Origin of the sequence: Demequina aestuarii (assembly GCF_000975095.1) — a bacterium.
In the GTDB taxonomy this organism is placed as follows: Bacteria; Actinomycetota; Actinomycetes; order Actinomycetales; family Demequinaceae; genus Demequina; species Demequina aestuarii.
Window position 1 is genome coordinate 158,114 of sequence record NZ_BBRD01000001.1, and the last position, 21,757, is coordinate 179,870.

Genomic DNA, 21,757 nt, shown 5'->3' on the forward strand with positions numbered 1-21,757 from the left:
GGGGCCAGCCTAGGCCCGATGCGCGGGCGGGCGTGGTCTGCGCGGCACCCCCTGCGCGCTGGAGGGACATGAGCGTCGAGAATCCGCTGGAACCTGCACCCATGTCCCTCCAGCACGCGGGGGCGCCCGCCGAACGCACGAAGGCCCGGCTCCCACCAGGAGAGCCGGGCCTTCGTGACGTGCGCGTGCGGGCTACTCGCCCGGGGCGTGCTGGGTGGGGGGCTCGTCGTCACCCTTGTTCACGTCGGTGCCCTCATCCGAGCCGCCGCCGACCTTGACCTCGGGGTCGGCCGCGATGGGCTCTCCGACGATGGCGTCGCGGTCGATGCCCTCGAACGTGAACTCCCCGAGGATGCCTTCGCCCTCGGCGTCGACGCGAATGATCTGACCGGACGTGACCTCACCGAACAGGATCTTCTCGCTCAACGGGTCCTCGATCTCGCGCTGCAGGGCGCGGCGCAGTGGTCGCGCACCCAGCACGGGGTCGTATCCCTTCTCGGCCAGCAGTCGCTTGGCTGCGGTCGTGAGCTCGATGCCCATGTCCTTGTCCTTCATGCGCTCGTCGAGACGGGCGACCATGAGGTCCACGATCTCCACGATCTCGTCCTGCGTGAGCTGCGGGAAGACCACCACGTTGTCGACGCGGTTGAGGAACTCGGGCTTGAAGTGCTCCTTGAGCTTGCCGTTGACGAGCTTCACCATCTCGTCATAGGTGTGGCCGGACTCCGCCTGCACCGAGAACCCGGTGGCCTGACGGCGCGAGATCGTGTCGGCACCGAGGTTCGTGGTCATGATGATGATGGTGTTCTTGAAGTTGACCTCACGGCCCTGGGCATCCGTCAGCTTGCCGTCCTCAAGGATCTGAAGAAGTGAGTTGAAGATGTCCGGGTGGGCCTTCTCGACCTCGTCGAACAGCACCACGGAGAACGGCTTGCGGCGCACCTTCTCGGTGAGCTGGCCACCCTCTTCGAAGCCGACGTAGCCGGGAGGGGCACCGAACAGGCGAGCCACCGTGTGCTTCTCGCCGTACTCGGACATGTCGAGAGAGATCAGCGCCTCTTCGTCGCCGAACAGGAACTCGGAGAGCGCCTTGGCGAGCTCGGTCTTGCCGACTCCCGTGGGGCCGGCGAAGATGAACGAGCCACCGGGACGCTTGGGGTCCTTGAGGCCGGCGCGGGTGCGACGGATCGACTGCGACAGCACCTTGATCGCCTGCTCCTGACCGATGATGCGCTTGTGCAGCTCCGACTCCATGTGGAGGAGTCGCGAGGACTCGTCCGAGGAGACGCGGGTGACCGGCACGCCGGTCGACATCGCGAGCACTTCGGCGATCAGGTCCTCGTCCACGACGGCGGCGACATCGAGGTCGCCCGACTTCCAGGCCTCCTCCTTCTCGGCCCGCTCCTCGGACATGCGGCGCTCGACGTCGCGCAGATTCGCGGCCTTCTCGAAGTCCTGCTCGTCGATGGCCGACTCCTTGTCGCGACGCACATTCGCGATCTTGTCGTCCAGCTCGCGCAGTTCGGGCGGGCTCGTCATGCGACGGATGCGCAGGCGCGCTCCCGCCTCGTCGATCAGGTCGATCGCCTTGTCGGGCAGGAATCGGTCGGAGATGTACCGGTCCGCCATCGTCGCCGCGGCCACGATGGCCTCGTCGGTGATGGTGACGCGGTGGAAAGCCTCGTAGCGGTCGCGCAGTCCCTTGAGGATCTCGATGGCGTGCGACAGCTCCGGCTCCGGCACCTGGATGGGCTGGAAGCGGCGCTCGAGAGCGGGGTCCTTCTCGACGTGCTTGCGGTACTCGTCGAGGGTGGTCGCGCCGATGGTCTGCAGCTCGCCGCGTGCGAGCATCGGCTTGAGGATGCTCGCCGCGTCGATCGCGCCCTCGGCGGCGCCTGCGCCGACGAGCGTGTGGATCTCGTCGATGAACAGGATGATGTCGCCGCGGGTGCGGATCTCCTTGAGCACCTTCTTGAGGCGCTCCTCGAAGTCACCGCGGTAGCGCGAGCCGGCCACGAGCGAGCCGAGGTCGAGCGTGTAGAGGTGCTTGTCCTTGAGCGTCTCGGGCACGTCGCCGCGCACGATCGCCTGAGCGAGGCCCTCGACGACGGCGGTCTTGCCGACGCCGGGCTCGCCGATGAGGACGGGGTTGTTCTTGGTGCGGCGCGAGAGCACCTGCATCACCCGCTCCTGGATGAGCTCGCGGCCCACGACGGGGTCGAGCTTTCCTTCGCGCGCGGCCTGCGTGTAGTTGCGGCCGAACTGGTCGAGCACGGTCGAGCCGGAGGGGGTGCCCTCCTGAGGCCCGCCGGAACCGGCGGTCGCGGGCTCCTTGCCCTCGTAGCCGCTCAGCAGCTGGATGACCTGCTGGCGCACGCCGCCGAGGTCGGCGCCGAGCTTGCCGAGCACCTGGGCTGCGACGCCTTCGCCCTCGCGAATCAGGCCGAGCAGGATGTGCTCGGTGCCGATGTAGTTGTGACCCAGCTGAAGCGCCTCGCGGAGCGACAGCTCGAGCACCTTCTTGGCGCGCGGCGTGAAGGGGATGTGGCCGGAGGGGGCGTGCGAGCCCTCGCCGATGATCTCCTGGACCTGCTCGCGCACGCCGTTCAGGGAGATGTCCATGGCCTCGAGGGCCTTGGCGGCGACGCCCTCGCCCTCGCGGACGAGGCCGAGCAGGATGTGCTCCGTCCCGATGTAGTTGTGGTTGAGCATGCGCGCCTCTTCTTGGGCGAGCACCACCACGCGTCGGGCTCGATCGGTGAACCGTTCGAACATGTCATCCTCCTCGTATCGTCCGGCAGGGCCGGGTTCGCCGCAGTCTCCTGTGGCGTTGCGTCCAGGCTAACGAGGCCATGAGCGTCCTCATGCCCATGTTCGCCACCGGCGTGACGGCTGTGACCTGCCCGTGACAGACGGCCGATGCGCGAGCGGCACCGAGGGACCCGCTTGCCATATCGACTATCGTTGCGTATCGTTTGTCGATAACAACGAAGATCGATATGGAGAACACCATCATGGAGAAGAACATGGACGAACGCACTCAGCTCGATCGGTCGGACCGCATCGGCATGTATCTGTCTGTCGTCATGGTGATGGTCGGTGCCGGCATCGCGATCGCCGCTGCGGTCGATCGCGTGCGCGAGGTCGCCTCGGGCCACGACATTCCGGTGACAGTGCCGCTCAGCGGAGAGACCGCAGCGCTGCCGCTCGGCCCCGACGGGGCACCCATCGACGGGAGCATCGACGTCGCGACCGTCGTGGTCGCCGACCCCGCGCCCGCGACGCTCTTCGCGCTCTGGGCGGAGCCGCTCTGGCTCGCCGCAGTGATCTCCGTGGGGCTCGTGATCGCGGCGATGTTCTTCTTGCGTCTCGCCCGGGGGCGGGCCTTCACGTCCGGCGCGTCGAGGCTCGCGATCGCTGGCGCGACAGTGGTGACGGTCGGGTGGGTCGGTTCCCAGATCCTCTCCAACATGTCCACCAACGGCGCGATGTCGGCGATCAGTGACTACACCTATGAGTCGGTGACGTTCGAGGTGGACCTCGCGCCGGCGCTCGCCATCCTCGTGATCGCCGGGATCGGTGCGGCCCTGCAGGTCGGAGAGCGACTCCAGCGGGAGACGGAGGGACTCGTATGAGTCCCGCCGAGCCGGAGGCCGAGGGCACGGGCATCCACTGTCGCCTCGACGAACTGCTCGAGGATCGGGGCATGACCCTGACCGACCTCAGCGCGCGCGTGGGCGTGTCCGTCGTCAACCTCTCCGTGCTGAAGAACGACCGCGCTCGGGCGATCCGGTACTCGACGCTCGCGGCCATCTGCGACGCGCTCGAGTGCGAGGTCGGCGATCTCCTGGTGCGCCAGAGGTGACGACGAGCTCCCCTCGCTCATGCAGCCGGCCGCGGTGCTCGGAGAGGGCCGATGCGGGCCCTGGCCGCCTCGAGTCCGCGGGACCTCCGTGCCTCCGTCGGCTACTGTGCCACGGTCGCTGGCCGGTGCCAGACCAGCGTGTGACCGGTGGCGGTGAAGTTCGCGTTGCCGGCAAGCTTGCCGGTGGTCGTGCCAGCGTGCACGAACCCCATGCGCTCGTAGAAGTCGCGGGCGACATTCCCGTCGAGCACCTCGAGTTCGATCCGGTCGCCGCCAAGCGCGAGCACGTGCGCCACGAGTGCGCTGCCGATCCCGGAGCGCTGCAAGGCGGGGTCGACGTAGAGCCAGGTGATCTCGTGGCTGGAGGCGGCGATGAAGCCGACGACGGCGCCGTCGTTGACAGCCACGTACACCGGGTTGTCGAACAGTTCCTCCTCCTCGTAGGTGTCCTCGAGGCTGAGGAAGGCGTCGAGACCCACGGAGCCTTTCAGCTCGCCGACGCGGGCGGCGTCGTGGATGCGGCAGAGCGCCTCCCAGTCGGCGGGCTCGTAGGCGCGGATCGCCAGGGTCATCCGACTATCCTAGGCCTCCACGAGAATGGTGATCGGACCGTCGTTGACGAGCTCGACGTCCATCATCGCGCCGAACACCCCAGTGCCCACGCTGAGTCCGCGCTCGCGGAGCGCCTCGACCACCGCGTCGACCAGCGGCTCCGCGATCGGCCCGGGAGCGGCGCCGTTCCACGATGGCCGCCGTCCCTTGCGCACGTCGGCGTAGAGCGTGAACTGCGAGACCACGATGATGGGCGCATCGACGTCGGAGGCGGAGCGCTCGTCATCGAGGATGCGCAGCTCTGCGATCTTGCGCGCGATCGTCGCGACCTGCTCGGGCCCGTCGTCGTGGGTCGCCCCGACCAGAGCGAGGATGCCCTGGCGGTCGAAGGCCGCCGTGACCTGACCCTCGACCGTGACCGAGGCGCGCGAGGCGCGCTGAAGGACCGCCCGCATCGGACGGGTCCCGTCACCAGCCCCCGGCGGAGCGGCGGGGCCCGCCCGAACCGGAGCTGAACCCAGACACCTTGGGGCGCACGTCGACGAAGTAGTACACGACCGCGATGACCGCAGCGATGCCGAGGAAGCCGATGATCCCGCCGCCGCCGCCCAGGGGCCTTGGCAGGGAGATGAAAGCCACCAGCGCGGCGACGCCCAGGATCACCAGCCAGAGCACCTTCGACTTCTTGCCCGCATTCACGTAGGCGGTGTCGGGGTACTTGAAGGCGTCGATGAGCGCCCAGACGGCGGCGACGAGCGCGGCGACTGAGATGGCAAGGACGATCATGGCCTGCAGAGAGTCGAACATCGGTCCTCCGGCGCTGGTGCGGGTCGTGGGCTCAGGCAAGTGTAGGCGGGAGAACGGTGAGTCCCTCCGCGCGGGCCGCCGCCCCGAGCCTGCGGTCCCACGCCGCGAACACGGGCTTGGAGTCGGCCAGCAGCAGCGCACTCGCGAGGTGAAGCGCATCGCCCGCGCGCAACGGACGGCGGTCGGCGAGGTCTCCTGCGTGCGTGGCCAGCGACGCGGTCACCTCGACTTTTGCGAGCGAGGGCCACAACTCCTTCCACCGATCGCGCGCGTGCGCGGCGGGGGCGGCGTCGATGCGGCCGATGCGCTCGGCGGCGGCGAGCACGGACCGCACCTCGGCATCGGCGATGCGGGAGGTGACCAGCGCGTCGGCATGCTTCCACAGGCCCACCGCCAGCGGCGTGCCGGTCTCCAGCACGCACAGCTTCACCAGAGCAGAGGTGTCGAGATAGACGAGGGCCACTCCCTACCTCCGCATGCGGCCGAGCAGGCTCGACAGCGCGTCCTTGGCTGCCTCGGCCTGCGGCAGGCGGGGCACGGCGCGGGAGGCTGCCGGAAGCGCGATGAGTCCCTCGGCCTCGAGGCGTGACAGCAGGTCAGCGGACTCGACGCCGGTGAGTCGCGCGACGGGGACACCGCGCTCCGTGATCACGACGGACTCACCTTCTTTGGCGGCGTCGATGGCGGCGCGCAGTCCCGAGCGCAGGTCAGTGACCGAGATCTCCACGCTGTTCACGCTACCCCGGGCCGGCGCCCACGGCAGGGTGGCGCGCCTGCGGTGCGCCCAGGACGGGTCAGGACATGTCGCCGCCGTCGGCGGCGCACCCCTTGCCCATGAGGAGGCCCTTCATGGTGGGACCGGGCTTGTCTGGGCGATCGGCGGAGAAGCCATCGGCGTTGACGATGAGCTCCTGGCTCGCAGCCAGGGGGCCGCCGTCCGAGGGCACCATGAGCTCGAGCGAGGGATCCACCGAACGCTTGAGCATCGCGAGGGCGATCGGGCCGTCCTCATGGTGACGCGCGACCGACGTCACACGACCCACCGTCTTCTCGCCGTTCATCACCGGAGCGCCGGGTTCTGGCAGGCCGTGGCCCGAGCCGTCGAGGTGCAGCATCGTGAGGCGCCGCGGGGGACGGCCCACGTTGTGGACCTTGGCGACCGTCTCCTGGCCGCGGTAGCAGCCCTTGTGGAGGTGGACCGCGGTGCGCAGCCAGTCGAGCTCGTGCGGCAGGGTGGTCTCGTCCACCTCGCGGGCGGCACGCGGCCGATGCGCGGCGATCCGGGTCGCCTCTGTCGCCCAGGTGCCCACGAGGCTCCAGCCCGCGTCGAGCCGTGCGTCGATCTCGGACTCGAGCGTGGCGCGCGGCACGAGGACCAGTCGCCATGCACGGTCCGCGCCGGGGTGGGGAGCGGACGGATCGGCCGCGTAGGTGGTGCCGCCAGGAGACACGTGCGGCCACGGGTCGACCCAGGTCACGGGCTCGCCCTCCGCCGCCGGTGCTCGCACGGCCTCGCCGATCGCCGCCCACTCAGCGGTCGCATCGGCCACCTCGACGCGGAGCATGAAGCGCATGCGGTCGAGGTAGGTCGCGAGCACGGGCGCGGTCTCCGTGAGGAGCCACGCGGTCTCGCCGTCGTCGACGAGGCCGGCCACATGCTCGATGCGGCCCTGGGGGGACAGGATCATCAGCTCCGTCGAGACGCCGGGCTCGAGGGCTCCCAGAGCCTGGGAGGAGAGCGAGTCGAGCCACGTCAGGCGGTCGGGGCCCGTCACAGTGACCACGCCTACATGCGACTGATCGGCGACGGCGCGGCCAGCGGCCAGCGCCCGCTGCTCGGCGACAGGATCGCCGTAGTGCCACGCGACCCCTGCGTCAGGTCCGGAATCGTCCACGGCGCCGTGGCGGGAGAGCAGAGGTGAGGCAGTCATGCCGGGTGAACGTGTGGCGTCCATCAGGGATTCCGCAGACGCTCAGGAGCCGGTGGTGTCGGGCGCGTCGGGCTCGTCCGCCGCAGCCGCGTCCTCGACGCGGGTGAGGCGTGCAGACATGTACGACTGGAGCTCTTGGCCGAACGCCGCAAGGTCCCACGCCCACATCAGCTCGCCCGCGACGTTGCCGTACATGCGGGTCGCGCCGCGCACCTCCGGGCCGGACTCGGTGGCGGCGGCGAACCGGGAGGCCAGGTCGATGCGCCCGTTGCCCACGGCGCCCATGTAGCAGGTCAGCAGACCCGAGGCGTCTGACAGCACCACCTCGAGCGGGTGCTGGAAGTCCTCGAGGACCACGCCCTCGGGCGGCTGGGGGGCGACGCGCCAGAAGCCGGATTCGACGGACCACACCTGACCATGCTGGTCATCGATGCCGCGCAGCCGCACCGTCGAGGAGTACGTCAGGTAGGGCCCACCGTCGTGATCGAAGACCACGTCCTGCACGATCTCCGCACGGGGGATGCCGGGGTAGTCCACTTCGCCGTGGCCTGACCAGCGGCCCACGAGCCACGCGAGCGGGTAGGCCTCGGGGGCGAGGTCGTCCGGGATGACGAACGTCACCGGCGCGGGCTCCGCAGCAGTCGCCACGCGATGACCGCGGTGATCCACGCGGTCGCGCCGAAGCCCAGCACCGCGAGTGCAGTGAAGACGATTTCGAGGCCAGTCATAGTGTCTCGAGTCTACCCACGGGTCCGGCGCCGTGGGTCAACCGCTGGACGGGATCAGGCGGCTCGCGTGGTCGTGCGCTTGAACAATAGGTAGATCTCGCATCCGAGGCAGAAGCCGAACACGGCGTTGAGGAACGACGCCACCGTGACCAGCGCGGTGAAGACGTAGAAGCCGGCAGCGACGTCGACAAGCCCGAACACCAGTGCGGCACCCGCCATCGCGAGGCCCATCTGCTGCGCGAAGCGGGGAGGGCGGAACGACTCCGTCTCCGCCGGAGGGCCGATGCGGGGGCGGATCAGGCGCTTGAACAGCCAGGCCTGCACGGTGGCCTGCGGGCCGGCCGTGGCGCCCGGGAGGAACATGAGGGCGAGCACGCCGATCGCGATGGTGCCGGCGGTTCCTGCACCGAGGATGAGCGCGACGAGGGCCACGGCGAGCGTGACCGCGGCGCCGAACCGGTACCCGCGCGGGTCGATGCGAATGTCCTGAGTCATGAGTCCTCCTGAGGGGAGTCTAGGGCGGGGCTAGATCGAGTAGTCGGGGCGTGACGGCGGCACCGTCGCGAGGGCGGCCTCTGCCTGCTCTCGCGTGGGCGGTCCATCCATGCGCGCCACCACGACGCCATCGCCGTCGAGGACCAGGGTGGTAGGCGTGCGCATCACGGACAGTTCGCGCGCAAGGTCCAGTCGCTCTGAGGCGTCGATCTCCAGGTGCACCACCTGACGGTGGCCAGCAGCGACTTCCGTCAGCAGGCGCGCGGTGCCGGGGCACTTTGCGCACATGGGCGTGGAGAACTGCACGAACGTGGCACGGTAGCCACGCTTGGCTCCGAGCGTCTCCGACGACAGTGCGCCTTCCCGATGCACCTCGCGGACTCGCCCCTGCCTGCGCTGCCACCACCAGTAGCCGGCGCTCGCGATCGCGAGCAGCCCGACGATGAGCAGGATCCGCTCGAGCACGTGTGTGGCCTTCTTCCTGGGGCTAACCGACGAGCAGGCGCCCGCCGAGGTATACCAGCACCCCGGCCACGAGAACAGGCGTGACACCCGAAGCTATTCCTGCCCACGGGTTGCGGGGCCGTGGCTCGCGTCGGTACAGCTCGGCCAGCAGCACCACGGAGGCACCGGAGGCTAGGCCCACGAGGATTCCGCCGTACCAAGGGATCGAGTCGAAGATGTAGCCCATGCCGAACCCGGCGCCGGTGCCGAGCACCAGCGCGAAGACGGTGTTGACCGTCGCGTGATGAGTGAGGACGGACGCGATTGCGGCCACGGCGAGCGTCGCCGCACCGAGCACCACCAGCTCCTCCGCGCCTGGCGTGCGGTTCGAGGCGACCCAGGCCGCACCCGAAGCGGCCACGGCACCGCCCGATGCGGTGGCGGCCACCGAGGTGACGGCGCGACCGGGGGACGAGGGGAAGACCACCTCGGCCAGGAGCGAGGCGATAGTGATTGCCGCGACGGCGACCACCATGTACCGCAGGTAGGGCTCGTTGCGTCCCAGCAGCACGGCCACGAGGGCCACGGTTCCGCCCAGCACGATGATGGCGGTGCTGACCCAGGGACGGGAGACGCGGGTCAGCAGGGGCCAACCGATCGCGGCTGCAATCACGACGACCAGGATCCCCAGCGCGAGGTACCTCGTCCCGAGGTAGCCCGTCGCGGCGACCACCGACGCTGCGACGGCAGTGATCGTCGCCCGGGTGGTCGGATTCATGGGCGTTAGTGTCTCACTGTTCGCGCCGCTACAGTAAAGGCCTTCGGAGGTGGCGATGGCAGACCTGCTCGTGCTCACCCCGTCTGAGGACGGGTCTGCTGGCGTCCTGCCTGCACTCGGGCTGTTGTCGCACCGCATTCGCGTGCTCCCGCCGGAACCCTCCGCGATGCTCGACGCCATGGATGCGGACGTGATCATCGTCGATGGGCGGCACGATCTCGCGGAGGCACGCAACAACTGCCGGCTGGTGCAGGTCACCGGCATCTCGGTGCCGCTGCTGCTCGTGCTGCGTGAGGGCGGGATGTCGATCGTCAACGCCGACTGGGGTGCCGACGACGTGGTCCTCACGGACGCGTCGCCACCGGAGGTCGAGGCGCGTGTCCGGCTGCTCGTCAGTCGCGCAGGCCGTGAGGATCCCCTCGATAAGGCGGCCGAGTTCAGCTCCGGTGACCTGATCGTGGATGTGGGCGGGTACACGGCCCGGCTCAAGGGCGTCCCGCTCGACCTCACCTACAAGGAGTTCGAGCTCTTGAAGTACCTGATGCAGCACCCCGGCCGGGTGTACACCCGTGACCAGCTGCTTCAAGAGGTCTGGGGCTTCGACTACTACGGCGGAACCCGCACGGTCGACGTCCATGTGCGGCGTCTGCGGGCCAAGCTCGGCCCGGAGCACGAGCACCTCATCGGCACCGTCCGCAACGTGGGCTATCGATTCGACCCTCCGCAGCCCAAGCCGCCTGCTCCCGACGCGGAGAACAAGGAACCCGCCCGCTAGTGCGCCGGGAGCGCCTCGCGCACGGGGGTTCCCGGGGCCGTGGGGCACAGCGCCGCGATCTCGCAGGCGCCGCACTCGGGCTTTCGCGCCTTGCAGCGTCGCCGTCCATGGAAGATCACCCGGTGCGACCACAGCGTCCACTCGCTCCGCTCGAGGAGCGCCATCAGGTCGCGCTCCACTGCCACCGGGTCCTCGTTCACCGTGAGGCCCAGCCGCCGGGCGAGCCGGCCCATGTGCGTGTCGACGGTGATGCCAGGGACGCCGAAGGCGTTGCCGAGCACCACGTTCGCGGTCTTCCGCCCCACGCCCCGCAGGGTGGTGAGGTCGCTGAGTCGTCCCGGCACCTCGCCGTCGTACCGCTCGACGATGTCTCGGCTGAGTCCCACCAGGGATTCTGCCTTCGCTCGGTAGAAGCCGGTGGGACGGATCAGCTCCTCGAGCTCGGTGCGGTCCGCCGAGGCGAGGGCTGCCGGGTCGCCATAGCGCGCGAACAGTGCGGGGGTGACCTGGTTCACTCGCACATCGGTGCATTGTGCGCTCAGCACGGTGGCGACCAGCAGCTGGAACGGCGTCCGGTAGTCGAGCTCGCAGTGCGCGTCGGGGTAGACCTCGGCCAGCGCACGGTTGATGGTGCGGGCGCGCCTCGTCAGGGCCACCGGAGGCGTGGTCATGCCAGCGCTGGCCACGGTGACAGGGGTGCGAGAGGCCATGCACTCACCCTAGGCGACGCTCAAGACGCCCATCGCGTACGCCGATAGGTAACGTGTCGGAGCGTCTCAGCGCCGACCCACGAGGTCCTGGGAGGTGCGCGTGCCACACGTCGACGCAGACCCGCAGGTCGCCCAACTCAGGCATCGGCGCCGCGAGATGCGCCGCGAGCTTGCCCGCGTGCGCTGGTGGCGCAGGCTGGTGCGCGCCCGCATGGACCTCTCGGTCGCCCGGCTCGCCGACGTCCACGAGCTCGAGACCTTGGGGTTGGACGAGGCCTGGGAGGCTCTCGCTGCGGATGCGCCGACGCCTCCGGAGCTGTCCCATGCCATCTGGCCGGACGCCGAGTCTGCGACTCCCAGGAGCGTCGAGGCACTGGCTTCGCTCGATGCCCGGCTACAGTCTTACGAAGAACGTGTCAGCGAGAACCTGGAGACGGTGACAGCGCAGATGGTGAGAGCACTGGGCGACGCCCGCAGCGTCGACGCGCGTACCCGTGGGGGCGCTCATGGGTGAGTCCCCCCGCGAGGAGCAGCTGCTGCGCAGCTCGCCGCTGTTCGGCGGCATGGACGGCGCCTCCGCACGCTCGCTCATCACGATGATGAAGCGGCTCGAGCTCGCCAAGGGCGATGTGATCTTCAATGAGGGGGACGATGGTCACGCGCTCTACGTGATCGTCAAGGGCAAGGTCAAGATGGCGCGCACCGCGCGTGACGGCCGCGAGAACCTCTTGGGCCTTCTCGGCGTGGGCGACATGCTGGGCGAGCTGTCCGTCTTCGACCCCGGTCCCCGGCTGTCCCGCGCGCACGCCGTCGAGGAGTCGGTGGTCTATGAGCTTCCCAAAGACGTCCTCGACGTGTGGCTTGACGATCATCTCGAGATGTCTCGCCACCTGATGCGCGCCCTGGCGCAGCGCATCCGCCGCATCTCCAACACGATGGCCGACCTGGTGTTCTCCGACGTGCCTGGTCGCGTCGCCAAGGCGATCCTCGACCTGGGCCACCGGTTCGGCCGCATGGAGCGCGGACACGTCACGGTGCGCCACGGACTCACGCAGGAGGAGCTCGCGCAGCTGGTGGGCGCCTCGCGAGAGACCGTGAACAAGGCGCTGGCCGACTTCGCGTCGCGCGGCTGGATCGACGTGCACATCGGTTCCGTCGAGGTCTTCGAGCCCGAGCGGCTGCGTGCCCGCTCGCGCTGAGGCCGCTTGACCTGGCGTTCGTCGCTACAGCGCGCGCAGCTCCGCGATGAGCTCGATCTCGACGGGCGCTCCGAGTGGCAGCGCCGCGACGCCCACGGCAGATCTCGCATGGCGGCCCTGGTCGCCGAAGACCTCCGCGAGGATCGCACTCGCTCCGTTGAGGACCGCGGGCTGACCGGTGAATCCCGGCGCGGAGGCCACGAACCCCGTCATCTTCACAATGCCCAGGACGGAATCGATGCCGTCCGTCACCGAGGCGACGGCGGCGAGCGCGTTCAGCACTGCGGCGCGGGCGCACTCCACGGCGCGCTCCGGGCCCACGTCGCCGGCGCGCTGGCCGACGAGCCCCGTCGCGACGAGCGCGCCGTCCACGAGGGGAAGCTGGCCAGACGTATAGACGAGGTCGCCGATGCGGCGCGCGGGCGTGTAGGTGCCCACCGGCGTCGCCACCGACGGGAGCGTGAGCCCCAGCTCCCTCATGCGCGCCGATGCGGTCATGGCTTGGGGCGCTTCAGGTACGCGACGAGGCCGCCCGTGGGACCGGTGACGACCTGCACCAGTTCCCAGCCGTCCTCCCCCCACTGATCCAGGATTTGCTTGGTCACGTGGTCGATCAGCGGTACGGTCGCGTATTCCCATGCAGTCATGTGATGAGACTAACGCGCCCCGCCCGCAACGCTTGGGGCATGTGGAGCGTTGACCATGGGACGTGTGCGCCTCGCACGCGGGACGTAAGGTTGGTATATGGGAATCCTTTCTTCGAGTCGAGCGCGCCGTGACGGCCAGGTGACACTGGTGCAGCTGCTTGCCGCGCTCCTCATGTTCATCGCGTTCTCCGTGATCGGCGGCTTCCTCATCGCCGGCATCGCGCTCCCCGTGGCGACGGTCGCCGGCTCTGCGGCCAACGGGTCGGCTGAGCTCTTCGAGGATCTCCCTGACGACTTGGCGAACCCGCGCCTGCCCCAGCAGTCCAACATCTACGCCCGCGACGGCGAGACCCTGCTCGCGACGTTCTACTCCCAGAACCGCGTCGTGGTGCCTCTCGAAGAGATCTCGCCGTGGATGCAGAAGGCCGTGGTGGCGATCGAGGACAAGCGTTTCTGGGCGCACAACGGCGTGGATGGCGAGGGCATCGTTGCCGCCGCGTACCGCAACCTCACCACTCCCGAGAATCCTGGCGCCTCGACCCTGACGCAGCAGCTCGTGAAGAACACGCTGCTGCAGGCGGCGCTGAACGAGGACGATCAGGAGGCGCAGGAACAGGCCCTCGCGGAGGCGACCGAGGTGTCCATGGCGCGCAAGATCCGCGAATGGCGCCTCGCGCTCGCGTTCGAGGAGAACCTCAACAACCAGCTCGGAACCGACTGCACGGGCGAGAACCCTGCCGTGGATTGCGGAAAGGAAGAGGTGCTCCAGCAGTACCTCAACATCGCGCAGTTCGGCAGCAACATCTACGGCGTCGAGGCGGCCGCGCAGTACTTCTTCTCCAAGCCTGCGAAAGAGCTCACCGCTATCGAGGCGGCCACGATCGCCGGCATCACCCAGAACCCGACGAAGCACGACCCCACACGCGTCTTCCAGGGCGACGATGGGCCCGTCGACAACTACGAGAACGCTGAAGAGCGCCGCGACACCGTGCTGTACGTGATGCGGGAGCAGGGGATGCTCACCGAGGCGGAGTACGACGAGTACGAGGCGATCCCCGTCGAGGAGACGCTGAACGTCTCGCAGCCCAAGTTCTCCTGCGCTGCGGCCCAGGATGCCCCGTTCTTCTGCGACTACGTGACCAAGATCATCCGTTTCGATGAGGTGTTCAACGCCGATGGCCAGTCGGGCTACGACCTGCTCCTCACCGGCGGACTGAACATCGTCACCACTCTCGACGTGAAGAAGCAGCGCATCGCGAACGAGGAGCTGCGCAACACGCTCCCCCCGGACGACCCGACGGGCTTCGCGATGGCAATGGTCGCTCTCGACCCGGAGACCGGCCAGGTGCTGTCCATGGCGCAGAACCGCGAGTTCGATCCCGCCGCCGAGGCCGAGAACTCGACGTCCATCAACTACGCCGTCGACCGCAAGATGGGCGGCTCGCGAGGCTTCTCGCCGGGCTCCACCTTCAAGCCCATCATTCTCGCGGAATGGCTCAACTCTGGACACTCACTGCGCCAGATCGTGCCTGGTTACATCCAGGAGTACGACGACGGTGACTGGGTCGACTCCTGCGAAGGCCCCGTCCTGTTCTACGGCAACAAGTGGAAGCCGGGAAACACCGGAAACACGGGGGCGCGGTCGCAGTCAGTACTGCAGGCGACCGCGAACTCGGTGAACACTGCGTACGTCGCGATGTCGAGCCAGCTCGACCTGTGCGATGTCAGAACGATGGCGCAGAGCCTGGGCTTCGAGCGTGCCGACGGCCAGCCGTTCGAACTCCGCCCGTCGGTCACGTTGGGAACCCAGAACGGATCCCCGCTGGCCATGGCCGAGGTGATGCAGACGTTTGCGAACGAGGGCATCCACTGCGAGCCCATCGCGATCCTGTCCATCACCCAGCCTGACGGCACGGAGGTGCCGGTGCCCCAGGAGGACTGCCGTCAGGCGATCGATGCCGATGTCGCGAACGGTGTCACCTACGCGCTGCAAGAGGTCATGACCGATGGGTCGGGGCGCACCAACCAGCTGGCCGGACGGCCGTCCGCAGGCAAGACCGGCACGGCCCAGGACAACACCCACACCTGGTTCGCGGGCTTCACGCCGCAGCTGGTGTCGGTGTTCTGGCTCGGACACCCGGACCGGGACGTCAAGCAGCAGAACATGACCATCGGCGACACCTGGGCGCGGTACTTCTACGGCTCGACTCTCGCACTGCCCACGTGGGAGGCGTTCATGGAACGCTCGCTCGAGGGCGCGGAGGTGCTCGGCTTCCCCGACGTCACCTCGGACATCCTCAACGGCGTGCCAGTACGGGTGCCGGACGTGCGAGGGCGCAGTGAGGACTCGGCGCGATTCATGGCCACCGACGCGGGATTCCTGTTCCGGGTCTCCGAGGAGCCGGTGTTCTCCAATGAGTACGAGGCGGGCACCATTGCGGCACAGTCGCCCCAGGCCGGGAGCACGATGACGCCGGGCGGCACCCTGACGGTCTATGTCGCCACGGACTCGTATCCGGACTGGTGGTACAACTGGCCGTCCGGGTGGGATCGCAACACGGCTCCCGACGACTACTGGGGCTCGAGTTGGCCGCCCGCGGAGTTCGAGTCGAACCCGCCCAACGGTTGGGAGCCGCAGTGCACCGGTGACGACGTCTTCAACGAGGACACCAACCAGCCCTGCCCCGGCTTCGACGCGGACGGCAACCCCGTCGGCGGTGGCGGCAACAACGGTGGCGGCAACGGTGGCGGCAACCCCAACGATGACGACTGAGTGACGCGGTGACGACGTGGGTCAAGGCCGCCGGTGCGGTCGCGTCCGTGGGTGCTGGCGTGCTGGCGTGGAGCCTTCTCGAGGCACGCTCGTACGCGGTGCGCCAGGTGTCGGCGCCCGTGCTCGAACCGGGGTCTCGTCCGCTTCGCATCCTGCACCTCTCGGACCTGCACCTGACCCCGGGGAGCACGCACCGGGCGGAGTGGGTGCGCTCGCTGGCGCGGTACCGGCCGGATCTGGTGGTGGACACCGGGGACAACCTGGCCCATCCGGATGCAGTGCCGACGGCCCTCCACGCACTCGCGCCGCTGCTGGAGTTCCCCGGTGTCTTCGTACACGGGTCCAACGACTACTTCGCGCCACGGCTCAAGAATCCGCTGACGTACCTGCGGCGCCCGACGGAGATGGAGGGCGACGCGACGCCGCTCGACACCGCGTCGCTCACCGCCGGCTTCACTGCGGCGGGGTGGCTGAACCTGAACAATGCTCGCGGCGAGCTCGAGATCGGTGGTCAGCGCATCGCCCTCGTGGGGCTCGACGATCCGCACCTCGGCCGTGACGCGCTGCCCGCAGCGGTGGACGCCGCCGGTGCCGTACGCATCGGCGTCACGCACGCTCCCTACGTACGAGCGCTCGAGGCCCTCCGACATGACGGCGCATCCGTGCTGCTGGCGGGCCACACGCACGGCGGGCAGGTGGCGGTGCCGGGCTACGGGGCTCTCGTCACCAACTGCGACCTCGACACGTCGCGTGCCAGCGGTCTGCACGGCTGGCCGGGGCCGAGGCCCGATGCGCCCGGGGGCTTGGAGAGTGTGTGGCTGCACGTCTCGGCGGGGGTCGGCACCTCGCCGTTCACGCCGGTGCGGCTCGCGTGCCGACCCGAGGTCACCATGCTCACGCTGATGCCGCGCGGGCGCTGAGGGGTGGAAGGGCCTGGGGCCAGTTAGGTTCATGACCCGCGCATCAGGTATCCTGACACGGCTGAAAAACCGGGGTGTGGCGCAGCTTGGTAGCGCGCGTCGTTCGGGACGACGAGGTCGCAGGTTCAAATCCTGTCACCCCGACCATTCGCAGTGAGGCCCCTCCTTCGGGAGGGGCCTTTCTCTGTTTCTGGGGCCGGATTCGGCATGTCGTTGACGACAGTTGCGGCGCAGGCCCGGCTCGTCGCGGCAGGCGACGCCGTCGCCACGACGGACCTGCGCGGGCACGGAGAGAGCGACACGATCTTCACGGCCTACGGAGACGTCTCGACTGCTGGCGAGGTGCCGGCGTTGATCGCCGAGCTGGGCGGGCCGGCCGTCATCGTAGGCGACTCGCTGTCGGCAGGTGCTGCTGGACACGCACATCGACTGGTTGGCCGGTCTGCGCAGAGACGTGGTCCGTCAGTCCACGCGTGAGATCCGAGAGGTGCTGTCCCGAGCCGCCGTGGGTCGATCCGGCCTCGACGCGATCCGGTCGATGTCTCGCGCCTACCGCGACTGGGCGACCGAACGCCCCGTTCGCCGCCACGCCGCCACCACAGTCCCGGCGCCGGGCGACGGCTTCGTCCTTGCGCTCTCCCACGGGGGCGAGCGCGGCGCGGATCCCACCACCCCCGGAGAGGCACTGCAGTGGAGCGCGGCGCTCATCGGCGCGCGGCTCGCGGCTGGCGAGGGCTCCTTCGCGCTCAGCACCCACCCGGACGGCTCCACGTGTTTCGCGCTCACCGGGACCTTCTCGTGCGCATTCGTGAGGCCGTTCATGTGGCTCATGGCTTACGGGCCGCAAGAGAACGGCTGCGCCGCTGTCGACCGCGCGAGCAAGCTGCGTGTCGAGGCGCGACATTCAGCGCCCGTCAGGATCCCTGCAGGCCCCACACCCGACACTGAGCGCCCGATAGGGCGCTAAGGCGGGGATGGGGCGTGTGGGGAGTGAGGAGTCAGGAGGCAGCGGTGGCCGCGCGGTACTGCTCGCGGATGACGGGGCGGTGGTCGGGCGCGGGAGTCGCGACGGTCCGCACCTCCCACGCAGGACGCTCGCCCGTGAGTGCCCACGCGGCCTGGACCGCGGCCCCCAGCGCGACGTACTCGGCCGGCTCGGGGATCTCCACGGGAACGTCGAACACCTGGGCCGCGATGGCCTGGACGGCGGGGTTCTGTGCGGCACCGCCGACCAGCATCAGTCGCTTGGGCTCGAGCCCCTGACGACGCACCGCGTCGACGCCGTCGGCCAGGGCGCACAGCATGCCTTCGACCGAGGCACGGGCGAGGTTCTCACGGGTTGTGGAGGCCAGCGTGAGACCGGACAGGGTCGCGGTCGCGTCGGGGAGGTTGGGGGTGCGCTCGCCTTCGAAGTACGGCACCAGCACGGCGCCGCCGGCGCCGGGCTCCGCGGCGAGCGCCAGCGTGCCGAGCTCGTCGTGATCGACGCCGAGCACCCGGGCGAACGCGTCCAGCACGCGAGCGGCGTTGAGGGTCGCCACGAGCGGCAGATACGCGCCAGAGGCGTCGGCGAAGCCGGCCACCGAACCCGACTCGTCGCGGGCCGCGACGGGGGTCACGGCGAAGACGGTGCCGGAGGTGCCGATCGACACGACGGCATCGCCCTCGCCCGCGCCCAGTCCGAGCGCCGCTCCAGCGTTATCTCCTGCGCCCGGGCCCACGACCGCATCGGCCGTCGCGGAGTAGCCCGCGACCCCACGACCCGCGGCATCGCCGGGACCGAGGACGCGCGGCAGCACTGCGTCGTGGCCGAGTGCAGCGATCAACAGCTCGCGATCGTACTCGCCGGTCGCGGGGCTCCAGTAACCGGTGCCGGACGCGTCAGAGCGGTCCGTCGTCAGCTCGTCGAGGACCGGGCCCAAGGGGCTGTCCTCTGCAGGGCCGTAGCCGCGCAGACGCCACGTGAGCCAATCGTGGGGGAGCGCGACCGCCGCGACCCGGGCGGCGTTCTCGGGCTCCGCGTCGCGCAGCCAGCGCAGCTTGGTCGACGTGAAGGAGGCGACGGGGACCAAGCCGGTGCGATCCGCCAGGGCGGCGGCGCCGAACTCGGAGATGAGGTCCCTGGCCGCGCCCGCGGAGCGGGTGTCGTTCCACAGCAGTGCATCCCGAACGACGCGGCCGTCAGCGTCGAGCGCGACCATCCCGTGCTGCTGACCACCCACGGAGAGGGCGGCGACGTCGTCAAGGCCACCGGCATCGTCCAGTGCGGCCCTGAGTGCCTCCCACCACGCGACGGGCGGCACCTCGGTGCCGTCGGGGTGCGAGGCGCGTCCTGACCGCACCACATCCCCGGAATCGAGGTCGCGGACGACCACCTTGCAGCTCTGGGTCGAGGAGTCGATACCGGCAACGAGCGTCATCGCGCGTCCTTTCGTCGGGGAGGAGAGAAGACGGAGCGCCCGCCCCCGCCGCGCAGGGCGAGGGGGCGGGCGCACCGGTCAATCATGGTGGTCGTCGTACCGTGCGGTCAGCGAGCGCCCATCAGGTGCTCGGAGGCCAGCTGCTGCAGACGGACGAAGCCGAAGCCCTTGCCGCCGAAGTACTCGTCGGCGTTGAAGTCCTCGTATGCCGAACGGTCGGCGAGAAGGCCGTCGTAGGTCTCGCCCTCGCCCATGGTGGGCTGGCCGAGCTCGTACACGCGCGCCTCGGTGAGCGCCTCCTGCACCTCGGGGTCTGCACGGAACGCGGCTGCGCGCTCCTTGAGGAGGAGGTACATCGACATGTTGGCGCGCACGGACTCCCAGACGCCCTTCTTGTCCTCGGTGCGCGAGGGCTTGTAGTCGAAGTGACGAGGACCGTCGTAGCCCGGGCCGCCGTTGGGGCCGCCGTGCTCGAGCAGGTCCACCAGCGAGAAGGCGTTGTGCAGGTCGCCGTGACCGAACACCAGGTCCTGGTCGTACTTGATGCCGCGCTGGCCGTTCAGGTCGATGTGGAACAGCTTGCCGTGGTACAGCGCCTGGGCGATGCCGGCGGTGAAGTTCAGCCCGGCCATCTGCTCGTGACCCACCTCGGGGTTGAGGCCCACGAGTTCCGGACGCTCGAGCGAGTTGATGAACGCGAGCGCGTGACCCACCGTGGGCAGCAGGATGTCGCCGCGGGGTTCGTTGGGCTTGGGCTCGATCGCGAACTTGATGTCGTAGCCCTTGTCGGTGACGTAGTCGCCGAGCACGTTGACAGCCTCGCGGTAGCGCTCGAGTGCGGCGCCCACATCCTTGGCCGAGTCGTACTCCGCGCCCTCGCGCCCGCCCCACATCACGAAGGTCTTCGCACCCAGCTCTGCGGCCAGGTCGATGTTGCGCAGCACCTTACGCATGGCGAAGCGACGCACGCCGCGGTCGTTCGAGGTGAAGCCGCCGTCCTTGAAGACGGGGTGCGAGAAGAGGTTGGTGGTGACCATCTCGACGACGATGCCCGTCTCCGAGCATGCGCCCTTGAGGTCGTCGATCGCCTTGGTGCGGTCGGCGTCCGAGGAGCCGAACGGGAAGACGTCGTCGTCGTGGAAGGTGATGCCCCAGGCGCCGGCCTCGGCCAGTCCGTGGATGGCTTCAACGGTGTCCAGGCGGGGGCGGGTGGCAGGGCCGAAGGGGTCCTGTGCTTCCCATCCAAGGGTCCAGAGGCCGAACGAGAACTTGTCCTCGCGCGTAGGGGTGGGGGCCATGGTGATGCTCCGATCATCGTCGATCTGTTAGGTTGTTGACTCCAACATAATCGGCGGGGTGGGGACCTGTCAAAATGTGGGTCGGACTGATCCCGATCGAACCGACACGGAGGCGCGCAGATGACCGAGGCGACACCACCCCGCCCCCTCGCGGCCGGACGGGGCAGTCGCAACGAGTCGACTCGCCGCCACAATCTGTCCACCCTCCTGTCGCTGGTTCACCACCGACGCTCGGCGTCGCGGGCGGAGCTCACCCGCCTGACCGGACTGAATCGCTCCACGATCGGTGCGCTCGTGGCCGACCTGGCAACGGCGGGACTCGTCGAGGAGACCGCCCCGGCCACCGGCACGGTGGGCCGTCCCAGCCCGATCATCCGCCCCGACTCGCGCGTCGCCGCCATCGCCGTCAACCCCGACGTCGACGCGATCCTCGTGGGCCTCGTGGGGCTCGGCGGCGTGGTCCATGGGCGCAGGCGCATCGCTCTCGCCGGCGTCCCCAGCGTTGACGCCAGTGTGGATCGTGTGCGGACGGCCGTCGCGGACCTGACGGCGGGGGCCCCGGTGGACCTGCGCGTCGTGGGGGTAGGGCTCGCGGTGCCCGGACTCGTGCGCACCTCCGAAGGCGTCGTCACGCGTGCGCCGCACCTGTTGTGGAGGGACGAGCCCGTCGCGGCCGCATACGCGGAGGCGTTCGGCGTTCCGGCAGCGGTCGACAACGACGCCAACACGGCGCTCGCCGCAGAGACCCTCTTCGGTGCCGGACGCGAACGCTCCGACCTCATCTACCTGAACGGCTCGACCTCGGGCATCGGCGGCGGCGTGCTCGTGGCCGGCGCCGTGCTCAGAGGTGCGGACGGCTTCGCCGGCGAGCTCGGCCACACTCTCGTCACTCCTGGCGGGGAGGACTGTCACTGCGGCCGCTCGGGATGCTTGGAGACGGAGGTCAACCTGCAGCGGCTCGAGGCCGCGGCGGGGGACAGGCCGCTCAACCACGACGACCTCGACGCGGCGCTCGCGGGCGTTCTTCCGCCGGCGCTCAGCGATGAGATCGACCGCCAGGTCGACATCCTGGCGCGCGCCATCGCCTCCTTCGTCTCGGTCTTCAACCCGGAGTCCGTCATCCTTGGCGGGTTCCTGGGGACGCTGGGCGCCCTGCGCACGGAGCGGCTCGAAGCAGCCGTCGCGGCACATGCCTTCTCACCGCTGGCCGACGACCTCCGCATCGAGCGCGCGGCCCTTCGAGATGACCTGCTCATGGTGGGTGCGGCCGAGCTCGCGTTCGCGTCACTGCTGGCAGATCCGCTCGGCGAGCGCTGACTCGTCCCCCACCGCGCACCGGGGGCGAAGCCTTCTGACGCTCCCGCGCATCGGCCGTTCGTCTGGCACCCTGGGAGCATGACAGCCAGTCGCACAGG

25 protein-coding genes and 1 tRNA gene are annotated in these 21,757 nt (G+C 69.4%); 10 read left to right on the forward strand and 16 right to left on the reverse strand.

Annotated features, from left to right (window positions below; genetic code table 11):
* Positions 1-192: 192 nt before the first annotated feature.
* On the reverse strand, positions 193-2,775 hold the full coding sequence (locus AOP72_RS00730; RefSeq protein ID WP_062131017.1) for an ATP-dependent Clp protease ATP-binding subunit: 2,583 nt from the start codon (positions 2,773-2,775) through the stop codon (positions 193-195).
* Positions 2,776-2,999: 224 nt separating this feature from the next.
* On the opposite strand from AOP72_RS00730, the gene AOP72_RS00735 reads away from it, so the two are divergent.
* Both AOP72_RS00735 and AOP72_RS00740 read left to right on the forward strand, forming a co-directional pair.
* Entirely contained in the window at positions 3,000-3,635 is a 636-nt protein-coding gene (locus AOP72_RS00735) for a hypothetical protein (protein WP_062131020.1), read from the forward strand.
* On the forward strand, positions 3,632-3,865 hold the full coding sequence (locus AOP72_RS00740) for a helix-turn-helix domain-containing protein (protein ID WP_062131023.1): 234 nt from the start codon (positions 3,632-3,634) through the stop codon (positions 3,863-3,865). The genes AOP72_RS00735 and AOP72_RS00740 overlap by 4 nt, the downstream gene beginning before the upstream one ends.
* 101 nt (positions 3,866-3,966) lie before the next feature.
* On the opposite strand, the gene AOP72_RS00745 is transcribed toward AOP72_RS00740, so the two are convergent.
* The 10 genes from AOP72_RS00745 to AOP72_RS00790 form a co-directional block, all read right to left on the reverse strand.
* The gene (locus AOP72_RS00745) at positions 3,967-4,437 is read right to left on the reverse strand and encodes a GNAT family N-acetyltransferase (protein WP_062131026.1); all 471 of its coding nucleotides are present in this window, start codon (positions 4,435-4,437) and stop codon (positions 3,967-3,969) included.
* 9 nt (positions 4,438-4,446) lie between these two features.
* On the reverse strand, positions 4,447-4,872 hold the full coding sequence (dtd, locus tag AOP72_RS00750) for a D-aminoacyl-tRNA deacylase (RefSeq protein WP_062131029.1): 426 nt from the start codon (positions 4,870-4,872) through the stop codon (positions 4,447-4,449).
* 13 nt (positions 4,873-4,885) lie between these two features.
* Positions 4,886-5,224 (reverse strand): DUF2516 family protein, encoded by a 339-nt coding sequence (locus AOP72_RS00755; protein WP_062131033.1) that lies wholly within the window; start codon positions 5,222-5,224, stop codon positions 4,886-4,888.
* Positions 5,225-5,255: 31 nt separating this feature from the next.
* Positions 5,256-5,687: a type II toxin-antitoxin system VapC family toxin gene (locus AOP72_RS00760; protein WP_062131035.1), complete on the reverse strand. Its 432-nt coding sequence runs from the start codon at positions 5,685-5,687 to the stop codon at positions 5,256-5,258.
* Between the two features lie 3 nt (positions 5,688-5,690).
* Entirely contained in the window at positions 5,691-5,951 is a 261-nt protein-coding gene (locus tag AOP72_RS00765; RefSeq protein ID WP_062131038.1) for a type II toxin-antitoxin system Phd/YefM family antitoxin, read from the reverse strand.
* A 67-nt stretch (positions 5,952-6,018) separates the two neighbouring features.
* Positions 6,019-7,155, reverse strand: a complete 1,137-nt coding sequence (ygfZ, locus tag AOP72_RS00770) for a CAF17-like 4Fe-4S cluster assembly/insertion protein YgfZ (RefSeq protein ID WP_062131041.1) — start codon at positions 7,153-7,155, stop codon at positions 6,019-6,021.
* Positions 7,156-7,197: 42 nt separating this feature from the next.
* Positions 7,198-7,776 (reverse strand): heme-binding beta-barrel domain-containing protein, encoded by a 579-nt coding sequence (locus AOP72_RS00775; protein ID WP_062131044.1) that lies wholly within the window; start codon positions 7,774-7,776, stop codon positions 7,198-7,200.
* A 161-nt stretch (positions 7,777-7,937) separates the two neighbouring features.
* Positions 7,938-8,378 carry a DUF4395 domain-containing protein gene (locus tag AOP72_RS00780; RefSeq protein ID WP_062131047.1) on the reverse strand — a complete coding sequence of 147 codons (441 nt, stop codon included), beginning with the start codon at positions 8,376-8,378 and terminating at the stop codon, positions 7,938-7,940.
* Positions 8,379-8,408: 30 nt separating this feature from the next.
* Positions 8,409-8,843, reverse strand: a complete 435-nt coding sequence (locus AOP72_RS00785; protein ID WP_202965629.1) for a thioredoxin family protein — start codon at positions 8,841-8,843, stop codon at positions 8,409-8,411.
* 22 nt (positions 8,844-8,865) lie between these two features.
* Positions 8,866-9,600 (reverse strand): hypothetical protein, encoded by a 735-nt coding sequence (locus tag AOP72_RS00790; protein ID WP_062131050.1) that lies wholly within the window; start codon positions 9,598-9,600, stop codon positions 8,866-8,868.
* A 55-nt stretch (positions 9,601-9,655) separates the two neighbouring features.
* Here AOP72_RS00790 and AOP72_RS00795 point away from each other — a divergent pair, with 55 nt between their 5' ends.
* A complete protein-coding gene (locus tag AOP72_RS00795) occupies positions 9,656-10,375 on the forward strand; it encodes a winged helix family transcriptional regulator (protein WP_062131054.1) in 720 nt (239 codons plus the stop codon).
* Here the strand turns inward: AOP72_RS00795 and nth are convergent.
* Positions 10,372-11,085: an endonuclease III gene (nth, locus tag AOP72_RS00800; protein WP_062131056.1), complete on the reverse strand. Its 714-nt coding sequence runs from the start codon at positions 11,083-11,085 to the stop codon at positions 10,372-10,374. The genes AOP72_RS00795 and nth overlap by 4 nt on opposite strands.
* Positions 11,086-11,185: 100 nt before the next feature.
* On the opposite strand from nth, the gene AOP72_RS00805 reads away from it, so the two are divergent.
* Entirely contained in the window at positions 11,186-11,599 is a 414-nt protein-coding gene (locus tag AOP72_RS00805; protein ID WP_152650198.1) for a hypothetical protein, read from the forward strand.
* Entirely contained in the window at positions 11,592-12,284 is a 693-nt protein-coding gene (locus tag AOP72_RS00810) for a Crp/Fnr family transcriptional regulator (protein WP_062136611.1), read from the forward strand. Before AOP72_RS00805 ends, AOP72_RS00810 begins: the two co-directional genes overlap by 8 nt.
* 24 nt (positions 12,285-12,308) lie before the next feature.
* Here the strand turns inward: AOP72_RS00810 and AOP72_RS00815 are convergent, their stop codons facing one another.
* Together AOP72_RS00815 and sp36 are read right to left on the reverse strand one after the other, a co-directional pair.
* On the reverse strand, positions 12,309-12,782 hold the full coding sequence (locus tag AOP72_RS00815; protein WP_062131060.1) for a RidA family protein: 474 nt from the start codon (positions 12,780-12,782) through the stop codon (positions 12,309-12,311).
* Complete coding sequence (gene sp36 / locus AOP72_RS13145; protein WP_084631071.1) at positions 12,779-12,931, reverse strand: Sp36 family protein; 153 nt, start codon at positions 12,929-12,931, stop codon at positions 12,779-12,781. The genes AOP72_RS00815 and sp36 overlap by 4 nt, the downstream gene beginning before the upstream one ends.
* A 97-nt stretch (positions 12,932-13,028) precedes the next feature.
* Between sp36 and AOP72_RS00820 the strand changes: the two genes are divergently transcribed.
* The 4 genes from AOP72_RS00820 to AOP72_RS00840 all read left to right on the forward strand — a co-directional run bounded on the left by AOP72_RS00820 (position 13,029) and on the right by AOP72_RS00840 (position 17,591).
* Positions 13,029-15,704: a transglycosylase domain-containing protein gene (locus AOP72_RS00820; RefSeq protein ID WP_084631073.1), complete on the forward strand. Its 2,676-nt coding sequence runs from the start codon at positions 13,029-13,031 to the stop codon at positions 15,702-15,704.
* An 8-nt stretch (positions 15,705-15,712) separates the two neighbouring features.
* Complete coding sequence (locus AOP72_RS00825; protein ID WP_062131064.1) at positions 15,713-16,624, forward strand: metallophosphoesterase; 912 nt, start codon at positions 15,713-15,715, stop codon at positions 16,622-16,624.
* A gap of 70 nt (positions 16,625-16,694) precedes the next feature.
* A tRNA-Pro gene (locus AOP72_RS00830) sits at positions 16,695-16,771 on the forward strand.
* Between the two features lie 259 nt (positions 16,772-17,030).
* On the forward strand, positions 17,031-17,591 hold the full coding sequence (locus AOP72_RS00840; RefSeq protein ID WP_152650199.1) for an SRPBCC family protein: 561 nt from the start codon (positions 17,031-17,033) through the stop codon (positions 17,589-17,591).
* Positions 17,592-17,622: 31 nt separating this feature from the next.
* On the opposite strand, the gene xylB is transcribed toward AOP72_RS00840, so the two are convergent.
* Both xylB and xylA read right to left on the reverse strand, forming a co-directional pair.
* The gene (xylB, locus tag AOP72_RS00845; RefSeq protein ID WP_062131073.1) at positions 17,623-19,044 is read right to left on the reverse strand and encodes a xylulokinase; all 1,422 of its coding nucleotides are present in this window, start codon (positions 19,042-19,044) and stop codon (positions 17,623-17,625) included.
* Positions 19,045-19,151: 107 nt separating this feature from the next.
* Entirely contained in the window at positions 19,152-20,342 is a 1,191-nt protein-coding gene (xylA, locus tag AOP72_RS00850) for a xylose isomerase (RefSeq protein WP_062131076.1), read from the reverse strand.
* Between the two features lie 120 nt (positions 20,343-20,462).
* Here xylA and AOP72_RS00855 point away from each other — a divergent pair, with 120 nt between their 5' ends.
* Positions 20,463-21,659, forward strand: a complete 1,197-nt coding sequence (locus AOP72_RS00855; RefSeq protein WP_062131079.1) for an ROK family protein — start codon at positions 20,463-20,465, stop codon at positions 21,657-21,659.
* Positions 21,660-21,757: the final 98 nt, after the last annotated feature.